The organism is Microbacterium marmarense, assembly GCF_037204165.1.
Classification (GTDB): domain Bacteria; phylum Actinomycetota; class Actinomycetes; order Actinomycetales; family Microbacteriaceae; genus Microbacterium; species Microbacterium marmarense.
On record NZ_JBBDGL010000001.1, the window covers coordinates 14,699 to 34,908 of the forward strand.

The 20,210-nt window shown below is 63.6% G+C and carries 18 protein-coding genes; 9 read left to right on the forward strand and 9 right to left on the reverse strand.

Annotated features, from left to right (window positions below; all coding sequences use genetic code 11):
- Positions 1-19: 19 nt before the first annotated feature.
- The gene (locus tag WDU96_RS00045) at positions 20-2,290 is read right to left on the reverse strand and encodes a glycoside hydrolase family 3 C-terminal domain-containing protein (RefSeq protein WP_337336438.1); all 2,271 of its coding nucleotides are present in this window, start codon (positions 2,288-2,290) and stop codon (positions 20-22) included.
- Positions 2,291-2,390: 100 nt separating this feature from the next.
- On the opposite strand from WDU96_RS00045, the gene WDU96_RS00050 reads away from it, so the two are divergent.
- The gene (locus tag WDU96_RS00050) at positions 2,391-3,011 is read left to right on the forward strand and encodes a TetR/AcrR family transcriptional regulator (protein ID WP_337336439.1); all 621 of its coding nucleotides are present in this window, start codon (positions 2,391-2,393) and stop codon (positions 3,009-3,011) included.
- Positions 3,012-3,108: 97 nt separating this feature from the next.
- Positions 3,109-3,468 carry a hypothetical protein gene (locus WDU96_RS00055; protein ID WP_337336440.1) on the forward strand — a complete coding sequence of 120 codons (360 nt, stop codon included), beginning with the start codon at positions 3,109-3,111 and terminating at the stop codon, positions 3,466-3,468.
- A gap of 25 nt (positions 3,469-3,493) precedes the next feature.
- On the opposite strand, the gene WDU96_RS00060 is transcribed toward WDU96_RS00055, so the two are convergent.
- From WDU96_RS00060 to WDU96_RS00075, 4 genes are read right to left on the reverse strand one after another with little or no spacing between them, the layout of a single operon-like run.
- Positions 3,494-4,480 (reverse strand): LLM class F420-dependent oxidoreductase, encoded by a 987-nt coding sequence (locus WDU96_RS00060; protein WP_337336441.1) that lies wholly within the window; start codon positions 4,478-4,480, stop codon positions 3,494-3,496.
- Positions 4,441-5,412: a DNA-methyltransferase gene (locus WDU96_RS00065; protein WP_337336442.1), complete on the reverse strand. Its 972-nt coding sequence runs from the start codon at positions 5,410-5,412 to the stop codon at positions 4,441-4,443. Before WDU96_RS00065 ends, WDU96_RS00060 begins: the two co-directional genes overlap by 40 nt.
- A complete protein-coding gene (locus WDU96_RS00070; RefSeq protein WP_337336443.1) occupies positions 5,391-6,440 on the reverse strand; it encodes a lipoate-protein ligase LplAB in 1,050 nt (349 codons plus the stop codon). Before WDU96_RS00070 ends, WDU96_RS00065 begins: the two co-directional genes overlap by 22 nt.
- 46 nt (positions 6,441-6,486) lie before the next feature.
- A complete protein-coding gene (locus tag WDU96_RS00075) occupies positions 6,487-7,338 on the reverse strand; it encodes an alpha/beta hydrolase (protein ID WP_337336444.1) in 852 nt (283 codons plus the stop codon).
- A 67-nt stretch (positions 7,339-7,405) separates the two neighbouring features.
- On the opposite strand from WDU96_RS00075, the gene WDU96_RS00080 reads away from it, so the two are divergent.
- From WDU96_RS00080 to WDU96_RS00090, 3 genes are read left to right on the forward strand one after another with little or no spacing between them, the layout of a single operon-like run.
- Complete coding sequence (locus WDU96_RS00080; protein WP_337336445.1) at positions 7,406-9,028, forward strand: DHA2 family efflux MFS transporter permease subunit; 1,623 nt, start codon at positions 7,406-7,408, stop codon at positions 9,026-9,028.
- 40 nt (positions 9,029-9,068) lie between these two features.
- Complete coding sequence (locus WDU96_RS00085; protein ID WP_337336446.1) at positions 9,069-9,524, forward strand: MarR family winged helix-turn-helix transcriptional regulator; 456 nt, start codon at positions 9,069-9,071, stop codon at positions 9,522-9,524.
- 44 nt (positions 9,525-9,568) lie between these two features.
- Positions 9,569-10,912, forward strand: coding sequence for an MFS transporter (locus tag WDU96_RS00090; protein WP_337337625.1), 1,344 nt, complete (start codon positions 9,569-9,571; stop codon positions 10,910-10,912).
- Here the strand turns inward: WDU96_RS00090 and WDU96_RS00095 are convergent.
- From WDU96_RS00095 to WDU96_RS00110, 4 genes are read right to left on the reverse strand one after another with little or no spacing between them, the layout of a single operon-like run.
- On the reverse strand, positions 10,909-12,144 hold the full coding sequence (locus tag WDU96_RS00095) for a D-arabinono-1,4-lactone oxidase (RefSeq protein WP_337336447.1): 1,236 nt from the start codon (positions 12,142-12,144) through the stop codon (positions 10,909-10,911). The two genes, WDU96_RS00090 and WDU96_RS00095, sit on opposite strands and share 4 nt — an antisense overlap.
- Before the next feature lie 2 nt (positions 12,145-12,146).
- Entirely contained in the window at positions 12,147-13,265 is a 1,119-nt protein-coding gene (locus WDU96_RS00100; protein ID WP_337336448.1) for a Gfo/Idh/MocA family protein, read from the reverse strand.
- Positions 13,244-13,945, reverse strand: a complete 702-nt coding sequence (locus WDU96_RS00105; protein WP_337336449.1) for a ThuA domain-containing protein — start codon at positions 13,943-13,945, stop codon at positions 13,244-13,246. Before WDU96_RS00105 ends, WDU96_RS00100 begins: the two co-directional genes overlap by 22 nt.
- Before the next feature lie 29 nt (positions 13,946-13,974).
- The gene (locus WDU96_RS00110) at positions 13,975-14,982 is read right to left on the reverse strand and encodes a LacI family DNA-binding transcriptional regulator (RefSeq protein ID WP_337336450.1); all 1,008 of its coding nucleotides are present in this window, start codon (positions 14,980-14,982) and stop codon (positions 13,975-13,977) included.
- 103 nt (positions 14,983-15,085) lie between these two features.
- Here WDU96_RS00110 and WDU96_RS00115 point away from each other — a divergent pair, with 103 nt between their 5' ends.
- The 4 genes from WDU96_RS00115 (at position 15,086) to WDU96_RS00130 (ending at position 20,190) form a co-directional block, all read left to right on the forward strand.
- Positions 15,086-15,484, forward strand: coding sequence for an L-rhamnose mutarotase (locus WDU96_RS00115; protein WP_337336451.1), 399 nt, complete (start codon positions 15,086-15,088; stop codon positions 15,482-15,484).
- Positions 15,481-16,647, forward strand: coding sequence for an L-rhamnose isomerase (rhaI, locus tag WDU96_RS00120; RefSeq protein ID WP_337336452.1), 1,167 nt, complete (start codon positions 15,481-15,483; stop codon positions 16,645-16,647). Before WDU96_RS00115 ends, rhaI begins: the two co-directional genes overlap by 4 nt.
- A 79-nt stretch (positions 16,648-16,726) precedes the next feature.
- Positions 16,727-18,763 (forward strand): bifunctional aldolase/short-chain dehydrogenase, encoded by a 2,037-nt coding sequence (locus tag WDU96_RS00125; protein ID WP_337336453.1) that lies wholly within the window; start codon positions 16,727-16,729, stop codon positions 18,761-18,763.
- Positions 18,760-20,190 (forward strand): rhamnulokinase, encoded by a 1,431-nt coding sequence (locus tag WDU96_RS00130; protein WP_337336454.1) that lies wholly within the window; start codon positions 18,760-18,762, stop codon positions 20,188-20,190. The genes WDU96_RS00125 and WDU96_RS00130 overlap by 4 nt, the downstream gene beginning before the upstream one ends.
- The last annotated feature ends 20 nt before the right edge of the window (positions 20,191-20,210 follow it).

The window sequence follows — 20,210 nt, forward strand, 5'->3', positions numbered from 1 at the left end:
GGCGTTCGTGCCGTGAAGACTACTGCGGGGCGTTGGCCGCCGCGATGAGTCCATCGATCATCGAGGGGTCTGCCTCACCACCGGCCATCGACATCATCATTCCGAGGCGACCGATCGGGAATGAGCCGATCATCTTCATCATGTCTACCCCCTCGGGCATAACCGAGGACGCACCCTCCATGCCGCCCATCATCTGAGCCATCGTGGCCTGCAAGATGGGCCCCGCGACCGGGTGCGCGAACGCCTCGCTGAGCGAAGTCGTGCGCGTCAGCGGCAAGCTGACCGGGTCGCCCTCCAGCGTGACCGTCGCCGTTGAGCGAATGTCGCGGCTCGACGCTGCCACGTCGACGACGTATTCGCCGCCCTCGACAATCCACTGGTCGACGCGAATGTCCCAATAGGCGAGGTCTTGGCGGCGCACCGTGATGACTGCTTGCTGGCTCTCGCCCGCGGCAAGGCTCAGCACAGCAAACGCCTTCAGTTCGCGTTCCGGTCGCTGCACGGCTCCCGCGGGAAGGCCGGTGTAAACCTGCACGACCTCGCGCCCATCGCGCTCGCCGGTGTTGGTGACGCTCACCCGCACTTCGATGTCGCCATCTGCCGTGACCGCCGCCGTCGCATCCCCATACTCGAACGTCGTGTACGAGAGACCGTGTCCGAACGGGTAGGCGACGTCGAAGCGGCGCGCGTCGTACCAGCGGTAGCCCACGAAGAGGCCCTCGCTGTAGCGAACGTGCGAGAAGTCGCCGGGGAAATCGAGATACGCCGGGGTGTCCTCGAGACGGTGCGGGATCGTCTCGGTCAGCTTGGCCGACGGGTTGACGTCGCCGAACAGCACATCGGCGGTGGCGCCGCCACCAGCCTGGCCGAGCAGCCAGCCCTCAAGAATCGCGGGCACCGCATCAGCGAACGGCAATGCCACGACGCCGCCGTTCGACAGCACGACTACCGTCTGCGGGTTAGCGGCGACCACCGCATTGATCAGTGCGAGCTGATCCGCGGGCAGATCGAGGTCATCGCGGTCATATCCCTCTGACTCGAGTCGTGCGGGCAGACCCGCGAACACGACGGCGACGTCGGCGGCGGACGCCGCGGCAACGGCCTCTTCACGCAGCGCTGCGGCCTGTTCGCTTGAAACGTCGACCGCGGTGCTGAAGCCCGCCGCGTATACGACCTCGGCGTGTGAAAGCGCGCGAATCTCATCGAGCGCGTTGTCGAGTTTGGTCGGCGTGATCATCGACGAACCCGCACCCTGGTAGCGCGCGGTCTCGGCGAAGGCGCCGATGACGGCGAGGTTCGAATCCTTGCTCAGCGGCAGCACGGCGTCGTCGTTCTTGAGCAGCACGATCGAGCGACCCGCGGCCTCACGCGCCAGAGCGTGATGCGCCTCAACATCGAGCGGACCGCTAGCCGCTCCCGCGCCCGCCTGCGACTTGGCGACGAGGTCGAGCACTCGGCCTGCCGCGACGTCGACGACACTCTCGGCCAGTGAGCCGTCGTGAACCGCAGCGACGATCTGAGCATCGGTGACACCGCCATTGGCCGGCATTTCGAGATCCATACCTGCTGCGAGCCCCGGTACGCGGTCGTTGACCGCACCCCAGTCCGAAACGACGAGGCCCTCAAAGCCCCACTCATCCCGCAGCACCTTTGTCAGCAGCCACGGGTCTTCCGAGGCGTATACGCCGTTGATGCGGTTGTACGAGCACATGACCGTCCACGGCTGGGCGTCTTCGACGACGCGCTGGAAGCCTCGCAGATAGATCTCGCGCAGCGGACGCTCGTCAACATCGCTCGACGCGCGCATGCGGTCATCTTCTTGGTTGTTCGCGGCGAAGTGCTTGAGCGATGTGCCAACACCCATCGACTGAATGCCGCGAACCAGCGCCGCACCGATCACCCCTGAGACGATGGGGTCTTCAGAGACGTACTCGAAGTTGCGGCCACACAACGGGGAGCGCTTGATGTTGATGCCCGGTCCGAGCAGAACCGCAACGTTCTCGATCGAGGTTTCGGTGCCGAGCGCCTCGCCGACACGCTCAACCAGGTCGACATCCCACGACGAGCCGAGCCCGACAGCGGGCGGAAAGCAGGTAGCGAGCACGCTGTCACCCATACCCAGGTGGTCGCCGCCTTCGCGCTGCTTGCGAAGACCGTGGGGGCCATCGGTCACCATGACGGCCGGAACGCCAGCGCGCTCCACGGCTTGGGTGTTCCAGAAGGTCGACCCGCTCGTGAGCGACGCCTTCTCTTCAAGGGTCAGATCCGCGACTGAGATCTCGTCGTTCATTGTGCTCCTTTGCCTGTTTTTCCTGCGCTCTCCACCGAGCATGTCAAAACCTTATGCCATTTGGTTTTGAGATACAAGCGTCATCGGGTTTACTTCATGTATGGCAGAACGAACTGCAGCCCCCCGCGGCTCTTATGCAAAAGGCATCGCGAAGCGAGAAGAGATTCTTCAGAGCGCTCTAGAGGTGATCGCTCGCGAGGGCTACCGCGGTGCGTCTGTGAAAGTGATTGCCGATTCGGTGGGGCTCAGCCAGGCCGGTCTGCTTCACTATTTCGACTCCAAGGAAGAACTCTTCGTCGAAATTCTGCGCAAGCGCGACGCCGTAGATGTGGCGACGTACAGCCACGAAGCAACCGACAGTGGTGCGGGCGACATCCGCGACGGATTCATCGAAGTGATGAAACACAACGCCGAGGTTCCTGGCCTGGTGCAGTTGTACGCGCGTCTCTCTGTCGAAGCGACCGACCCCAGCCATCCCGCACACGACTACTTTCTCGCGCGCAGCCGCGGGCTGCGTGAGGGCGTCGCCGACGCGGCTGCTGACAACCCCACGCTGGACGGCGTCACTCAACACCTCGACCCAGAGACGTTCGCTCGAATCCTGCAGGCAGTCGCCGACGGTCTGCAGCTGCAATGGCTCCTCGAACCCGACATCGATATGGCTGACATCATCGAGCAGCTGCTGGGCGCGCTGGCCAGCGCGGGCAGCAAGAATTCATGATGCCCCATCTCGGGTCCGGCATCACCGCCTCCGATTCTGGGCGGCACGCGCGCTAGGGTGAGCCCGCGGCGTTCGCCTGAGCCGAAACGAGGAGAAGATGATCGAGCCCGTCCCTACGATCCCTGGTTGGTATGCAGACACCCGCACGGGCGGATCAAAGTACTGGGATGGTTCGCGGTGGTCAGGCGACAAGCGCCCAGCACGCCGCCGCTTCGCGGCTCCGTTCGGCACCGGATGGATGGGCTACCTCGTGCTCGCGATGGCCGCGATGTGGGTTCCGATCGGCCTGGGAGCGTACAGCGACACTCAGGCTGCCGGCTATCTCGTCGCCGCGATCCTGATTCCGGTTGCGCTTGCAACCACCGGCGTCTACATGCTGCGAGGCCGCGGGCCCACAACGCGAGACGTGCGAACGCGTCTGGCCGCCGAGCGCAACGGCGACACGCGAAAGCCCTAACGCGCGGCTCACCGCCGCGGCATCGTCACGCCAGCGCGCCGATGACCTCGCGCTCGAACAGCTGAATGCCCGTGGTGTCGTAGGCCGCTTCGGGAAAATAGTGAATCGCATAGCCGAGGCCCCGGCGCTCTCGCTCGGCGAGACGCTCGATGACCTGCTCTACCGCGCCGAATCCCGGGGAGTCGAGGTATTGACGCTCGATGTCGTTCGCGCGCTCTTCGCCAACGTGCGGCAGCATGCGTTCTTTCACAGCGGCGAGACGTTCCAACGCATCGGCCTCGGTGGCGCCGACGATGGTGTTGAAGTTCGACGAGCGCGTGATCGTCGAAAAGTCCCGGCCGATCGCCTCACAATGGCCGCGCAGAACTTCGCTCTTGTGATCGAACTCCTCAAGCGTGCCCGTGAAGTTCGTGTACTGGGCGTACTGCGCGGCGATCTTGAGCGTCACTTTCTCGCCGCCGCCCGCGATCCACAGAGGCACACCGTTCGCCTGCAGCGGCGTCGGCTGCACGATTGCATCTTTCACCTGGTAGTACTTGCCATCGAGCGATGCCCGACCTGTTGCCCACGCCTGCGACATGATGTCAACGCCTTCGCGCAGCATCCCCAGCCGTTCAGAAATCGGCGGAAATCCATAGCCGTAGGCTTTCCACTCGTGCTCGTACCACCCCGCACCAATGCCCATCTCGGTGCGGCCGCCCGAGATGATGTCAACGGTTGCCGCAACCTTCGCGAGGTATGCGGGATTCCGATACGCCATGCAGGTGCACATCTGCCCCAGTCGGATGCGTCGGGTTGACGCCGCGAATGCTGCCATCAGCGTCCACGCCTCGTGCGTGGCTTGCTCGGTCGCTACCGGAACGGTGTGGAAATGGTCGTAGACCCAGAGGGATTCCCATGGTCCTTCATCGGCGCGACCCGCGACGGTCGCCATAACCCGCCATTGGTCAGCAGGTTCAATATCGACGAGATCTAGGCGCCAGCCCTGGGGGATGAAGGTTCCGAATCGCATCGCGCCAGCATATCGGGAGCGCTCTCATCTGTGACGACTGCATGCGGCATTCGACGACGCATCACCTCAACCGCGTCAGGGTTCTCATCGACGAGCACGGCGTCTCGCCCCAGCGCCGACGCGACCGCTCCGGTCGTACCGCTACCTGCGAAAAAGTCGAGCACGCTGTCGCCGGGCCTGGTCGATGCCTGCACGATTCGCCGCAGGATACCCTCGGGTTTCTGCGTTGGATAGCCGGTTTTCTCACGCCCAGTGGTGGGAACGATGGTGTGCCACCACACGTCGGTGGGGAGCTTTCCTCGTGCCGCTTTCTCGGCCGTGACCAGTCCAGGCGCCATATACGGCTCGCGGTCAACTTCGTCGGAATTGAACCAGTAGCGCGACCGGTCTTTGACGTACACCAAGATCGTGTCGTGCTTCGTTGGCCAGCGCTTGCGGGTTTTCGCCCCGTAGTCATACGCCCAAATGAGCTCGTTGAGAAATCTCTCGCGGCCGAACAGCGCGTCGAGCATCACCTTCGCGTAATGCACCTCGCGGTAGTCAAGGTGCACGTAAAGAGTGCCGTCGTCGGCGAGCAACCGCCATGCTTCGATCAGGCGCGGCTCGAGAAAGCTCCAGTAATCGTCGAAGGTGTCGTCGTAGGTGCGAAGGTCGCCGCGCAGTCGCTCGTACTCTCGACCGTGGAATCCTCTGCGCACGATGGCGGGCTCGTCTCGCGGCGGAGTGTGCTCGGCAGCTGCGTGCGCTGAGCGCGCCGTCTCGACCGCTCGCGACTGCTGCCGGCCGGTGTTGAAGGGAGGGTCGAGGTAGATCAGCGTGAAAGCTGCATCAGGTAGCTCACGGATCACCGCGAGGTTCTCACCGTGATAGATCTTGACCGCGCCACGCTCGGGGGGTGACGTCGACTCGCTCACGGCACCCGTCGCAGCCATGCGTCGGTTGAGAACTTCGACTCAACCAGCGCTTCGGCTTCGGCGTACTCCTCGTCGGTGATCGATCCCGGCGCAGCACCATAGAGGCGAGTGAACGTTTCGATGAAGCGCTCGATGATGGCGGCGCGCGGCAATCCACTCTGTCGGCGAAGCGGGTCAACCCGCTTCGCTGCTGAAGTGGTTCCCTTGTCGCTCAGCTTCTCGCGACCGATGCGCAGCACTTCGGTCATCATCTGACCATCCATGTCGTAGCTGAGCGTGGCGTGGTGCAGCACTCCCCCGTTGGCGAGGCGTTTCTGCGCGGCACCGCCGATCTTGCCCTGGGGCGAGGCGATGTCGTTGAGGGGCTGGTAGGTGGCTTCGATGCCGAGCGATCGCAGTGCGTGCAACACCCAGTCGTCGAGAAAGGCGTAGGAGTCGGCGAAGGTCAGGCCCTGTACGAGGGCGGCGGGCACATACAGCGAGTAGGTGACGATGGCGTTTGCCGCCATGAGCATCGCCCCACCGCCAGAGATGCGGCGAACCACATCGAATCCGTGCCGCGTTGCGCCTTCGGGGTCGACCTCGTTGCGCAACGACTGGAACGATCCGATCACCACCGCGTTCTCGTTCCCTTCCCAGATGCGCAGCGTTGGTTTGCGCAGGCCCGCACCCACGCGAGTGGTGAGCACCTCGTCAAGCGCGAGGTTCATTCGCGGCGATACCGGCTTGTCATGCACAACTTCCCAGTCGAAGTCGCTCCAGCCCGGCGCCGTGACCAGCGCACGACGTACCGCCGTTGCTACAGATTCGGGCGTGAAGCCCAGCAGTTGCGACCCTTCGGGCAAGGCCGCACGCACCGCGGCCGCGATGGTCGTCACGTCGGATTCCGAGCTCAGCCCGCTGACTGCAGCATCGATGTCTGCAAGAGCGTCATCGGGTTCGAGAAAGAAGTCGCCGGCCAGCCGAAAGTCAACGATGCGGCCGTCGCGCACTTCCAGATCGACGACGACGAGTTTGCCGCCCGGGACTTTATATTCACCGTGCATGAATTCAGCTTAACGATGCCCGGGCGGCTCAGCCGCTACGCGGACATCAGTCGCGTGAAACGAATCGCTTGTTGAGCCACGCGATCAGGTCAGCGTTCACGTCTCCCTTGGCGAAGTCGTTGAAGATCTCGTGGCGCGCATCGGGGTAGACCAGGGTGGTGACGTCAGTGAGTCCCGAACGTTCGCGGTATTCCGCGGCGAGTTTATGCACGCTCTTGGGCCCGCCGACCGAATCTTCGCGGCCCACCATCAGCAGCGCGGGAATGTCGTATCCCAGGTCTTTGCGCGGGCGCCCATACAGTCGGGCGGCATCCGCAACACCGAACAGTTTGAGCAGCGGTGTGCTGGTGGTGAGCGGGTCGTCGATGAAGTCTTGGCCCACACGCAGGTCGGCAGACAGCCACTCGGTGCCCATGGCATCTTTGGCCTTCCACCGAGCGTTCAGGTCGCCGCCGTTGAGCGCGGTGGGGGTGCGCAGCGCAGAACCACTGAGCACGAGAGCGTCGTATGCCTCCGGATGCTGATTGATGAGCATCTGCGCCATGAACGACCCCCACGAGTGACCAAGGATCACGAGCGGAAGCGAAGGGTTCTCATCGCGAATGAGCTGAGTGAACTGCCACACACTGGCGAGTGTCGCGGGCAGGCCGCCGACACCGAGGCGGCCGAGCTTGGATGCATCGCCGCCATGCTGCTTCATGCCAGTGCGCCCGTGACCGCGGTGATCATTGACATACACGGTGTAGCCGTTGGCCACGAGATCGTTGATCACCCCGTGATAGCGCCCGGCATGCTCGCCGACGCCATGAAGAAGCTGCACAACAGCGCGCGGTTCGGTCGCGGCGGGGTAGACGTCGTAAACGATCGCGATGCCGTGCGCATCAATGAACTCAGGCATGACGAGAAGTCTAAACACCATTGCTCTGACTAGCGTGAGAGAATATTGCTAGATAAGCTAGCGAATTGTGACGCACGCAAATCCTCGCCGTTGGTACGGCCTCGTCTTCATCAGCATCGCGGTTTCGCTGATCATCGTTGATTCGACGATCGTGAACGTCGCGATCCCGTCGATCGTCGAAGACCTCGACATCACCTCGACACAGGTGCAGTGGGTGCAAGAGGCCTACACTCTCGTGTTCGCCGCGCTCCTTCTCTTGTTCGGCAGCCTCGCCGACCGCATTGGGCGCAGACGGATGCTGATCATCGGCGTGGTGATCTTTGCCGCTTCGTCGGTGCTGGCGGCCCTCGCCCCTACGGGAGAACTGCTGATCTTCGCACGCCTGATTCAGGGCGTCGGCGGGGCAATGATCTTGCCGACCACACTCTCACTCATCAACGCCACCTTCAGAGGCAAAGAGCGTGGCATCGCCTTTGCCGTGTGGGGTTCGACGATCGGCGGCATGGCTGCCGTCGGGCCGCTGCTCGGCGGCTGGCTCACGACTTATTTCTCGTGGCGGTGGGCATTCGGCATCAACATTCCGCTCGCAATCGTGATCATCATCGGGGTGCTGATCACGGTCGCCGAGTCGCGCTCGGCGACCAAGGCGAAACTCGACGTCGTTGGCGCAGCTCTCTCGGTACTGCTGTTCGGAACCCTCGTGTTCGGGCTTATCGAAGGTCGCACCTACGGCTGGTGGACGACCAACGAAACGATCAGCTTCGGCGATGTGGAATGGCCGTTCGAGCTCTCACCGGTGCCAATCGCGTTCGCGATCGCAGCATTCTCGCTCGTCGGCTTTCTCGCATGGGAGGTGCGCCGAGCACGCGCTGGCCGCTCGACGCTCCTCGAACTGTCGCTCTTCTCGATCGGATCATTCCGAAACGGGAATATAGCCGCCCTCGTAGTGTCGCTTGGCGAGTTCGGCATCATTCTCTCACTGCCACTTTGGCTGCAGTTCGTGCTCGGCTTCGACGCGCTGCAGACGGGCTTCATCCTGCTCGCGCTGGCCGGCGGCTCGTTCGTGGCGAGCGGCTTTGCCGGCGCGCTGAGTGGACGCGTGCGCCCGGTGATCGTCGTGCGTGGCGGAATTCTCGCCGAGATCCTCGGCATTGTCTGGATTGGGCTGATTGTCGCACCGGATGCCTCGTGGGGCTGGCTTGTGCCCGCGCTCTTCGTCTATGGCTTCGGCGTCGGGCTGGCGACCGCACAGCTCACGGGTGTGGTGTTGCAAGACGTGCCCGTAGAACTGTCAGGTCAGGGCTCGGGCACGCAGTCCACCGCGCGCCAGGTCGGCGCAGCGCTCGGCATCGCGATCTTGGGCACCGTGCTGTTCACCACCACCGCGAACTCGCTTGCGGCCAAGCTCGACGATCGCGGCATCTCGAACGAGCAGAGCGATGCGGTGGTGTCTACGGTCGTCGAAAGCGCTGGCGCAGCGATAGCCGGTCTCGAAGAAGATCCTGACACCGAAGAGATCGGCGAAGATGCGGCAGCCGCATTCTCCTTGGGCACCCAGTTGAGCGCGTTCACCGCCGCCGGCTTTCTCACCGTCGGCCTGCTAGCAACAATCTCGCTCGGTTCAAGCAAGCGCCCCGAAGACGATGAGGTGAAAACCACCGAAACGACCGAGCGTCAGAGCAACGAGTGAGTTTACTTAACATGGGTAATGACCTATGTTAAGTAAACCGATGACAAACGAATCTCCTCCTGACGCCCCTGCCTCCGGCGACCTCACGTCCGAAGCGTCGAACCTGCGTATCGCGACATTCCGACTTGCAAGGCGCATGCGCACGCAGCGGGCAGTCGACTCGATGAGTGACGGGCAGTTTGCCGTGCTGGCGGTCTTGTGGACCTTTGGCGATCACGCGCTCAGCGAGCTCGCCGAGCGCGAACGAATCTCGCCACCCGCAATGAATCGCACAGTGAACTGCCTCGAGAAATCTGGCTACCTCTCACGCAACGCTGACGAGTCTGACGGCCGCAAGGTGGTCATCTCGCTCACCGACGAAGGACGCGCTGTCGTCAAAGAGACCGCACGCCGCCGAGATGCCTGGATCGAAGAGGCGCTCGATGATCTAGACGCGTCCCAGCGTGATGTGCTCGCCGCCGCCGCGGTGCTGATGCAGCGGATGGTGGATCGGTGACGCGCCCGCCGACTACCGGCGTCATCCCCCGCAAGGCTCCGGCGATGTTCCGCTCGTTCTCCGTCTTCAACTACCGCGTCTGGTTCATCGGCGCACTGGTATCGAATACCGGTGCATGGATGCAAGCGACCGCGATCAGCTGGGTAGTGCTGACTGAATTGACTGCAAACGATGCCGGCGCGATGGGCATCACGATGGGCCTGCAGTTCGCCCCACCCCTCGTGCTCGTCGGCGTCACCGGCTTCGTGGCTGACCGCTTTGACCGCCGCCATCTGCTGTTCGTGACGCAAGGCCTCTTGCTGCTGCTCGGACTCGCGATCGGCATCTTGCTGCTGAACGACGCGATGACCTTGCCCATGATGTACGCGTTCGCGCTCGGTCTTGGCGTCATCGCTGCGTTCGACAACCCAGCGCGTCAGGCGTTCGTGTCGGATCTTGTGACGCGCGAGAACGCATCGAACGCGGTAGCCCTCAACGCTGCCTCATTCAATGGCGCGCGCATGATCGGCCCGGCGGTCGCGGGTGTCGTCATCGTCGCGGTGGGCACAGGTTGGGTGTTTGTGGTCAATGCGGTGACCTTCCTCGCGATGCTCGGCGCCCTGCTGTTGATTCGCTCCGACGAGCTGATCCCACGCTCGAGAGCCAACGGCGCCGGGCGCCTAGCCGACGGCTTTCGCTATGTGGCACATCGTCCCGACTTGATCGTGACCTTCTCGATGGTGTTTCTCATCGGCGCCTTCGGCATGAACTTTCCGATCTTCGCGTCGACGATGGCGATCGAGTTCGGCCAAGACGCTGACGGCTATGGTCTGCTCAGCTCGATTCTCGCGATCGGCTCTCTTTTCGGCGCGCTTCTTGCGGCCCGCCGCGACAAGGCACGCATCAGAGTGGTGATCGGGGCGACGCTGCTGTTTGCGACCGCCGCCACCGTGTCAGCTTTCATGCCCTCGTATTGGCTGTATGCGGTCACGCTGATGTTCACCGGCTTCGCGGTCGTCACCATGCTCACCACCGCGAACGGCTATGTGCAGACCACCACCGACCCTGCTCTTCGCGGTCGGGTGCTGGCGCTGTACATGGCCATCCTGCTGGGTGGCACGCCGGTCGGCGCGCCGATCGTGGGCTGGGTCGCCGACACCTTCGGCCCCCGCATGGCCATCCTGCTGGGAGCAGGGTCGGCGCTGGGCGCCTTCGTGATCGGCGCGACCTGGCTGCTGGTGTCGGGCAGGCTTCACCGCCATGACAAGAAGCGATTCCGTCTCACGATCGATGAGACTCGCCCGCTGAGTGTCGTGACTCCCGAGCAATTCAGCGACCAGATGGCGCAGACGACACCGATCCCCCTGCCCACCGAAGCAGACCTGCGCGCGGAGCGCGAGCGAAGCTAGCGCACACCGACGCGAACAAGATGATCGTTGACGAAACGCTCTTCAGGATCGTAACGCTGAAAGACTGCGCGCGCGTCAGCGAGGCGCGGATGCACTCTTTCGACATCTGCTCGAGTGAGCCCGTGCAGTTTGCCCCAGTGCGGGCGCGCGCCAAAGGGAGCGAGCGCCGCCTCGATCTTGGGCAAGACTTCGTGCACGGCTCGCGGCTCGTTGCGCCACGTGAAATGAATCGCGAGGCTGTCCCTGCCGAACGCGGGGCTCAGCCACAACTCGTCGGCCGACATGGTGCGCAGTTCGCTCACGAACAGCAGCGGCTCGATGAGCGGTCCTAGCTCACGAACTGCGGCGAGCGCCGCGGCAGCATCCTCGCGAGCGACGAAGTACTCGCTCTGAATCTCATCGCCGAACGAGGGAGTCCCATCGAGCCGAAAGTGGGGCAGACGCAGCATCCATGGCCCTGGAACGCCCCCGATCTCGGTAACGTCGGCCAGCTCGCCGAGTGGCGCAGCCTCAGCATCCAGCACCCCGTCGAGCAAAGCGCCCGCGACAGGGTCGCCGTCGGTGGCGAGTCGAGTCTTCACCCAAACCGCGCCGATTGACTTGCCGAGCCACCGGGTAAACACCGAAACGCTGTAGCCGGCGCCGGTCAGGTCGTCGAGGGCGTCGAGAGCGGCGCCCCAAGAGACCCCGGTGTAGATGTCTTGGCGCATGCGATAGTTCGCCTGGGTCTCGAGCTCCAGCGATACGACGACTCCGAACGCGCCGACACCGACAGCAAGAGCTGCGAACTCCGGTTCACCCCGACGCACTTCGCGCACGTCGCCGTCGAAGGTGATGAAACGGATGCTGCGCACAGCAGTCGTCAGAACGCCGTTGCCGTCACCTGAGCCGTGCGTTCCCGTGGCTGTTGCACCAGCCACTGAGATATGCGGCAGCGAACCGAGGTTGTGCAGCGCCAAGCCCTGCTCATCGAGCCAGGAAGCGAGCACACCATAGCGGGTCCCCGCAGCTACACGAACGGCGCCGGCGCTCAGCGAGAAGTCTCCGCTCAGCCCGGACAGGTCAAGCAGAGTCCCCGTGGTGTCGGGTAGGTCGGTGAAGGAATGGCGGGTGCCGAGGGCGTGCACCGGCCCTGTCGTCGCCGCCAAAACCCGGCGCACCTCAGCTTCGGTTGAGGTAGAGATGATGTGAGCGGCGGCGTAGTCGTGCGTTCCCGCCCAGTTGCGTGTCATGCTCACACGCTACTGGTGTCGCCTCTCCACTCCGACTTCTCAGTCAGCGGCACAACTTCTGGTCGCTCGACGCTCGACGACACCTCGACGCGCGCACCAATATCAGCGGATCGCAGCAGCGCTGTCATCACGTCGAGCGAATGCAGCGCAACGGCGCCGTTCGCGCGAGGCTCGCGCCCCTCGGCGATCGCGGCTACGAAGTCGAGCAGACCGGCGCCGCGCGCCGCATCCACGTAGCCCGCCGAGGCGGCGAGCGGATTCCACCGTTGCGTCTCGGGGTCATTGACGAGCACTTCGCCTGAGAACTGATTGGGGTCGGGCGCCACAAGAGAGACGACATCACCGTGCACCTCGAGGTGGGCGGCCGTCGTCGCGCGCGAATCGAAGCTGGTCGTAATCGTCGTGAGCACTCCGCTCTGGTGCTCCAGCACTCCCGAGACGTGGGTGTAGACCGAGACGGCAACAGTCTCGCCGGCGCGGGGACCGGTGGCGATCGTGCGTTGATCACGCAGCTTGCTCGCGGCACCGATCACCGATTGCACGGGGCCCAGCAGGTGAATGAGCGCCGCCACATAGTAGGGGCCCATATCAAGCAACGGCCCGCCGCCGGGCAGGTAGTAGAAATCGGGATGTGGATGCCATGCCTCGTGACCTGGCGTGACCATCGTGGCGGTTGCCGCCATCGGGCGACCGATGAGTCCGGCGTCGATTGCCGCACGCGCGGTCTGGGTTCCTGTGCCGAGCACGGTGTCGGGCGCCGATCCCACATGCACACCGGCGGCCTGCGCGGCATCGATGATCGCGCGGGCTTCATCCATGGTGACGGCGAGAGGCTTCTCTGTGAAGACGTTCTTGCCCGCTGCGATAGCGCCGAGCGCAATCTCGGCGTGCGCGGCGGGGATCGTCAAGTTGAGCACCGTATCGACCTGATCACTGGCGAGCAGTTCAGCGACCTTCATCGCTGTCGCCGTCGGCAGCGTCGCCGCCACGTCTGCGGCGCGCTCTTCGTTGAGGTCGGCGACCGCGGTGATCACGATGGCCGGAGCATCACGCAGTGTATCGAGATATGCAGCCGAGATGACCCCTAGTCCGATGATTCCTATGCGGTGCGGCTGGCCCACAGCATCCCCCGTTCAATGATGGTTCGTACGTTCGGGTTCTCGAGAACCTCGACGTTGTGGCCCGGTGTCGCCACCATGATGCGACCTGAACCCCACTGTCGCGTCCACACCGCCGGCGACACGTGGGGGCGATGCCACTCCTGCCACGGTTGCGCCGGGTGGGTGGTGGTCGCCAGCACGTCATTGAGGTCGTCGCTCAGCACCCAATACTGCTCGGTGGTGAGTGAGAAGTCATCGAGGCCTGCGGTGATCGGATGCTGACGCCCGAGGTCGCTGATTTCAATGACGTGCGGCAGATAGCTGTCTTCTTCTACTCCGACGACATCGTCAGGATGCTTGCTCGGATGGCAGGCGAACTGCCCGCCGATGAGCTGCAGGTAGTTGGACTCCGCTCGGAATGAGTCAGCAATGCCGCCGTGCCAGCCAGCCATGCCAGTACCGGCCGCGACCGCTTTGCGAAGGCCGGCGATCTCGTCTGCGCTGATCTCGGCCATCGTGACCGACTGCACGATGAGATCGGTGTCAGCCATCACCTCACTGTCTGCATAGACGGCGGTCGAATCTTCGATGCTGACGTCGAACCCATTGCTCTCGAGAAACGGGATGAAAAGATTCGTTGCTTCGACGGGATGGTGCCCCTCCCATCCACCACGGACGATAAGTGCTGAGCGCGTTGACATGTTGCGGTACCTCGGATCGATCGAAGGGTTCAGGCTCGCGGCCGTGTGGAGTCACGCACGACGAGTTCTGGCTGAAAGACAATCTGCTCGGTGGCGCCGGCGCCGCTGACTTCGGCGATGAGCAGCTCGACAGCTCGCAGGCCGATGAGCTCACTTGGCTGTCGAATCGACGATAGCGGCACGACCGCTGCTGATGAGAAATCAATATCGTCGTATCCGATGATGGCAATGTCTTCGGGAACGCTGACTTCACCCAGCATGACCAGCGCCTGCAGCACGCCCACGGCAAGAAGGTCGTTCGCGGCGAAGACGGCATCGGGCCGTTCATCTGAAGCACGCTCGCGCAGAGACTCGCCGGCCGCCCGCCCCGCGAGCACGGTGAGCGCCGTGGTGGGCACCAGCTCAAGAGAAGCATCGGGCTGTTCCGCAATCGCCCGCTTTGCGCCGCTGAGTCGGTCGGCCACCTGACGCACGCTGTCGGGACCACCGATGAACGCGATCCGTCGTCGCCCGGTGTCGAGCAAGTGTCGCACTGCCATGTAGCCGCCCGAAACGTCGTCTACCGATACCGATGAGAAGCCGCTGCCGTCACTGGGCCGGTCGACGAGCACGGCGGTGATGCCGTGCTCGCGCAGGCGTTCCAGTCGCTCGGTCGGGTCGTCCACCGGGCTGATGAGCACTCCGTGAACGCGCTGCTGCTCGAACAGGTCGAGGTAGCTGGCCTCACGTGAAGCATCATCGTCACTGTTGCCAAGCAGCACCGACAGATTGTTCTCGGCCGCTCGCTGTTCTGCACCGCGCGCGATGTCAGTGAAGAAGGGGTTGCGCACGTCGAGCACAACAAGGCCGATGCTGCGGCTGCGACCGGCGCGCAGTTGTCTAGCGGCGTCGTTGCGCACGAAACCGAGTTCGTCAATCGCCGCCTGCACCCGGCTGACCGTCGCCGGGGCCACCTTGTCAGGCTGATTGAGAACGTTCGACACCGTTCCCACCGAGACGCGTGCCAGCGCTGCGACGTCTTTGACGCTGACTGCCATGTTTTTCTCCCTGATCAAGAGGTGAGCATCTTCATCTTGTCAAACGTTCCCGGTGTGACGTATCCTTGAAACGATTCATTATCTCCCAGCTAAGGATGCCTCGATGACGAGCCCCGTCACACCTTCGAACTTCGCGCGATCGAGCGCAACGCGGCACTGCTTCGAATTACAGGTGAAGCCGGAACTGCTTGACGAATACATCGCCCGCCATACTCCGGTCTGGCCCGAGATGCTCGCTGAGATCGCGGCATCCGGCCGAAGAAACTATTCACTCTTTGTCGGTGAGTCTGGCCGGCTAATCGGCTACTACGAGACCGACGACGATGCAGCCGCGCAGGCGTATCTCGCCGCTTCAGCCGTGGCCGCCCGATGGGAATCGCAAATGGGCCAGTTCTTCGTCGCCCTCGACGGTCGCCCTGACCAGGCAGCGCAACCTCTCACCGAAGTCTTCAATCTTGACAACCAACTAACCGCAGCCACGAAAGAGAGCGATGCATCGTGAGCATTCTCACCCCTGAAATCCTTTCCACCCTTGAAAAGCAGGGCATCGAGCTGCCCTCGTGGGCATTCGGCAACTCGGGCACCCGCTTTCGCGTGTGGACCACGGAGGGAACCCCGCGCGACCCCCGCGAGAAGATCGCCGATGCAGCGCAGGTGAACAAATACACGGCGCTGGCGCCGAGCGTTGCCCTGCACATTCCTTGGGACAAGGTCGACGATTACGCGTCGTTGCGCAGCTATGCCGAAGACCTCGGTGTACAGCTGGGCACCGTCAACTCGAATACCTTTCAGGACGAGGACTACAAATGGGGTGCGCTGACGCACCATGACCCCCGCATTCGCCAGAAGGCGATCGATCACCACCTCGAGTGCATCGACATCATGGATGCGACGGGCTCACGCGACCTGAAGATCTGGTTGGCCGAGGGTTCGAACTATCCCGGCCAGAACGACATGCGCTCACGTCAGGATCGACTGCAGAACTCGTTGCAGCAAATCTACGCGCGCCTCGGAGACGAACAGCGCCTCGTGCTCGAATACAAATTCTTCGAGCCGTCCTTCTACCACACGGATGTTCCCGACTGGGGTACGTCGTACGCGCACGTTGCCAGCTTGGGCGAGAAAGCATCGGTCTGCCTCGACACCGGCCACCATGCCCCCGGCACCAACATCGAGTTCATCGTCATGCAACTGTTGCGCCTCGGCAAGCTCGGTTCGTTCGACTTCAACTCCCGCTTCTACGCCGACGATGACCTCATCGTCGGCGCGGCCGACCCGTTCCAGCTGTTCCGCATCATTCTCGAGGTCGTGCGCGGCGGTGGACTCAACAACCCCGATGTGGCATTCATGCTCGACCAGTGCCACAACGTCGAAGACAAGATCCCCGGCCAGATCCGCTCGGTGCTGAACGTGCAAGAAATGACGGCGCGCGCATTGCTCGTCGATCGCACGGCGCTCGACGCCGCTCAGCAGTCGAACGACGTGTTGGCAGCCAACGCGCTGCTTATGGACGCGTTCTACACTGATGTTCGCCCAGCTCTTGCCGAGTGGCGTGAGTCTCGGGGGCTCGCCGCCGATCCGATGGCTGCCTATGCGGCATCGGGCTACCAGCAGCAGATCGCTGCCGACCGCGTCGGCGGAACACAGGCGGGCTGGGGCGCCTAGCCCGCGTCGCGTCGCGCTCATCACCGCCACCGCACCTGCCGCTCGGCCCCAAATTCAATCGCCAACCCAAGGAATCGCAATGACGAACCCCACTGCTGCTGATCTGATCGCCCGTTCCAACAGCCTCGGCTCCGACCCCAAGAACACGAACTACGCCGGCGGCAACACCTCCGCCAAGGGCACCGACATCGACCCGGTCACGGGCGAGCCGGTCGAACTAATGTGGGTGAAGGGCTCCGGCGGAGACCTCGGCACCCTGCAGGAGAAGGGCCTCGCCGTGCTGCGCCTCGACCGCATGCGCGCACTGGTGAAGGTGTACCCCGGGCTTGATCGTGAAGATGAAATGGTCGCGGCGTTCGACTACTGCCTGCATGGCAAAGGTGGTGCAGCTCCCTCGATCGACACCGCGATGCACGGCCTCGTGGATGCCGCGCACGTTGACCACCTGCACCCCGACTCGGGCATCGCCATTGCAACCGCCGCCGACGGCGAAGCACTGACATCGAAGATCTTCGGCGACAAGGTCGTCTGGGTGCCGTGGCGTCGGCCTGGCTTTCAGCTCGGCCTCGACATCGCTGAGATCAAGGCGAAGAATCCCCAGGCGATCGGGTGCATTCTCGGTGGGCACGGTATTACGGCGTGGGGCGACACCTCAGCGGAGTCTGAGCAGAACTCGCTGTGGATCATCGAGACCGCGCAAACCTACATCGACAGTCACGGCGAGTCGCAGCCCTTCGGCGCAGCCCGCGAAGGTTTTGGCGCGCTCGCTGATGCTGAGCGCCTGACCAAGGCGGCTGCCCTTGCAGCGACGATTCGCGGGCTCGCCAGCCGCGACAAGCCGATGGTCGGACACTTCACCGACGACGAGCGCGTGCTGGAGTTTCTTGCCTCAGCCAAAGCGCCCGAGCTCGCCGAACTCGGCACGAGTTGCCCCGACCACTTCTTGCGCACCAAAGTGAAGCCGATGCTGCTCGACCTGCCAGCACACGCGTCTGTCGAGGAGTCCGTCGCGCGGCTGAGTGAACTGCACGAGGCCTACCGTGCCGACTACACGGCCTACTACGAGGCGCACGCCACCGACTCGAGCCCGGCGATCCGCGGCGCCGACCCGCTGATCGTGCTCGTCCCCGGGGTGGGGATGTTTTCGTACGGAGCAAACAAGCAGACCGCACGCGTCGCCGGCGAGTTCTACTTGAATGCGATCAACGTCATGCGCGGCGCCGAGGCGCTGTCGACCTATACCCCGATCTCAGACGCTGAGAAGTTCAACATCGAGTACTGGGCTCTCGAAGAGGCCAAGCTGCTGCGCGCACCGAAGCCGAAAACCCACCAGGGACGCATTGCTTTCGTCACCGGCGCTGCATCCGGCATCGGCAAGGCGATCGCGACCCGTCTTGCCGCAGAAGGGGCTTGCGTTGTTATTGCAGACCTTGACCTCGAAAAGGCTCGTGCGGCTGCTGCTGAGCTCGGCAGCACCGATGTCGCCATCGGCGTCGCCGCGAATGTCGCCGACGCCGACGGTGTGCAGTCCGCGATCAATGAGACATTGCTTGCGTTCGGCGGTATCGACCTCGTCGTCAACAATGCGGGCCTGTCCCTGTCAAAGCCGCTGCTCGAAACCACGGAGAAGGATTGGGATCTGCAGCACGACGTGATGGCGAAGGGTTCCTTCCTCGTAACCAAGGCCGCCGCCAAGTCGCTCGTCGAACAGGGAATGGGCGGGGACGTCATCTACATCTCGTCAAAGAACTCAGTGTTCGCCGGCCCCAACAACATCGCGTACTCCGCGACGAAGGCAGACCAGGCTCACCAGGTGCGACTGCTTGCCGTCGAACTGGGTGAGCACGGTGTGCGTGTGAACGGCATCAACCCCGACGGTGTGGTGCGCGGCTCGGGCATCTTCGCCGCCGGATGGGGCGCCAACCGGGCTGCAACCTACGGTGTCAAAGAAGAAGACCTCGGCCAGTACTACGCGAACCGCACGATCCTCAAGCGCGAGGTCGTTCCTGAGAACGTCGCCGACGCGGTCTATGTGCTAACCGGTCCGGAGCTCAGCCGCACCACCGGTCTGCACATTCCGGTCGACTCTGGTGTCGCGGCGGCATTCCTGCGATGACACACACAGCGGGGGGCGCGGTCGCTGCCGTCGATCTTGGTGCGACCAGCGGACGCGTGATGATCGGTCGCGTCAGTGCGGGGGCGCTCGAACTGGAACAAGTGGCACGTTTTCCGAATGGACCGGTGCAGCACAACGACGGCCTGCACTGGGATTTCACTGCGCTTTACGAGCACATCGTCGCAGGCCTCGCCGAGGCGTTGCGTCGCGAGCCGAGCATCGCCAGCATCGGCATCGATTCATGGGCGGTCGATTACGGCCTGCTCCGCGATGGCGAAATGGTGACCGAGCCTTTCCACTATCGCGACGACCGCACCGCGGTCGGGGTCGAAAGAGTGCACGACGAGCTGCCGTTCGCTGACCTCTACCGCCGCAACGGCCTGCAGTTTCTGCCGTTCAACACGCTGTACCAGTTCGCCGCGGATAGCAAAGTTGCAGGCGCTGACCGAGCATTGCTGATTCCTGATCTTGTGGCCTACCTGCTCACTGGTGCTCAGATCGCCGAACGCACCAATGCGTCAACGACGGGTCTCGTGAATGTTCGCATCGGCGAGTGGGATGCTGATCTGCTCGAACGGCTGAACATCTCCGCCGAGCTGCTGCCCGCTCTCGTCGAACCGGGAGCGAGCGTGGGCAGGTTGCGCGGCGATGCCGAAGAGCGAGTCGGCGCGCCACTCGAGGTCATCGCTGTGGGCTCGCACGACACTGCCTCGGCGATCGTTGCCGTGCCGATGACCTCGCCCAACGCCGCGTATATCTCTTGCGGCACCTGGGGGCTGGTTGGTGTCGAATTAGATCACCCGGTCATCAGTGACGCCGCTCGCGCCGCCAATTTCACCAACGAGGGCGGTGTCGATGGCCGCGTACGATTTCTGCACAACGTCACCGGTCTCTGGCTCTTGAGCGAAGCCGTGCGCACCTGGGAGCAGGAGGACGGCAGCAGCATCCACCTTCCTGAACTCTTGGATGCTGCCTCATTCGCGACCACAGACGTGCCCACTTTCGACGCGAACGATCCGCGGCTCGCTGCGCCCGGCGACATGCCCTCACGTATCGCCGAGCTATTGCGCGAGGGTGGCCAGACAGTGCCGAAAACTCGCGAGGCCTTCACCCGCACGATCGTCGAGAGCATCGCCAAGGCCTTCGCCGACGCAGTGCACACTGCAGCTGCCCTCACCGAACGCGCCATCGACGTCGTGCACGTCGTGGGTGGCGGTTCACTCAACCGCCTGCTGTGTCAGACGACGGCCGACCGTGCGGGAATGCCGGTTCTGGCAGGACCTGTCGAAGCGACGGCAATTGGCAACGTTCTGGTGCAGGCACGCGCTCATGGCTGGTTCGGCCCAGATGCAACGCTCGAGACACTTCGCGCGGCGATAGCGAGCGAGTTCTCGCCGGTGCGCTACGAGCCGCGCGGTGACGCTTAGCTTTCACAAAGTTCGCACGC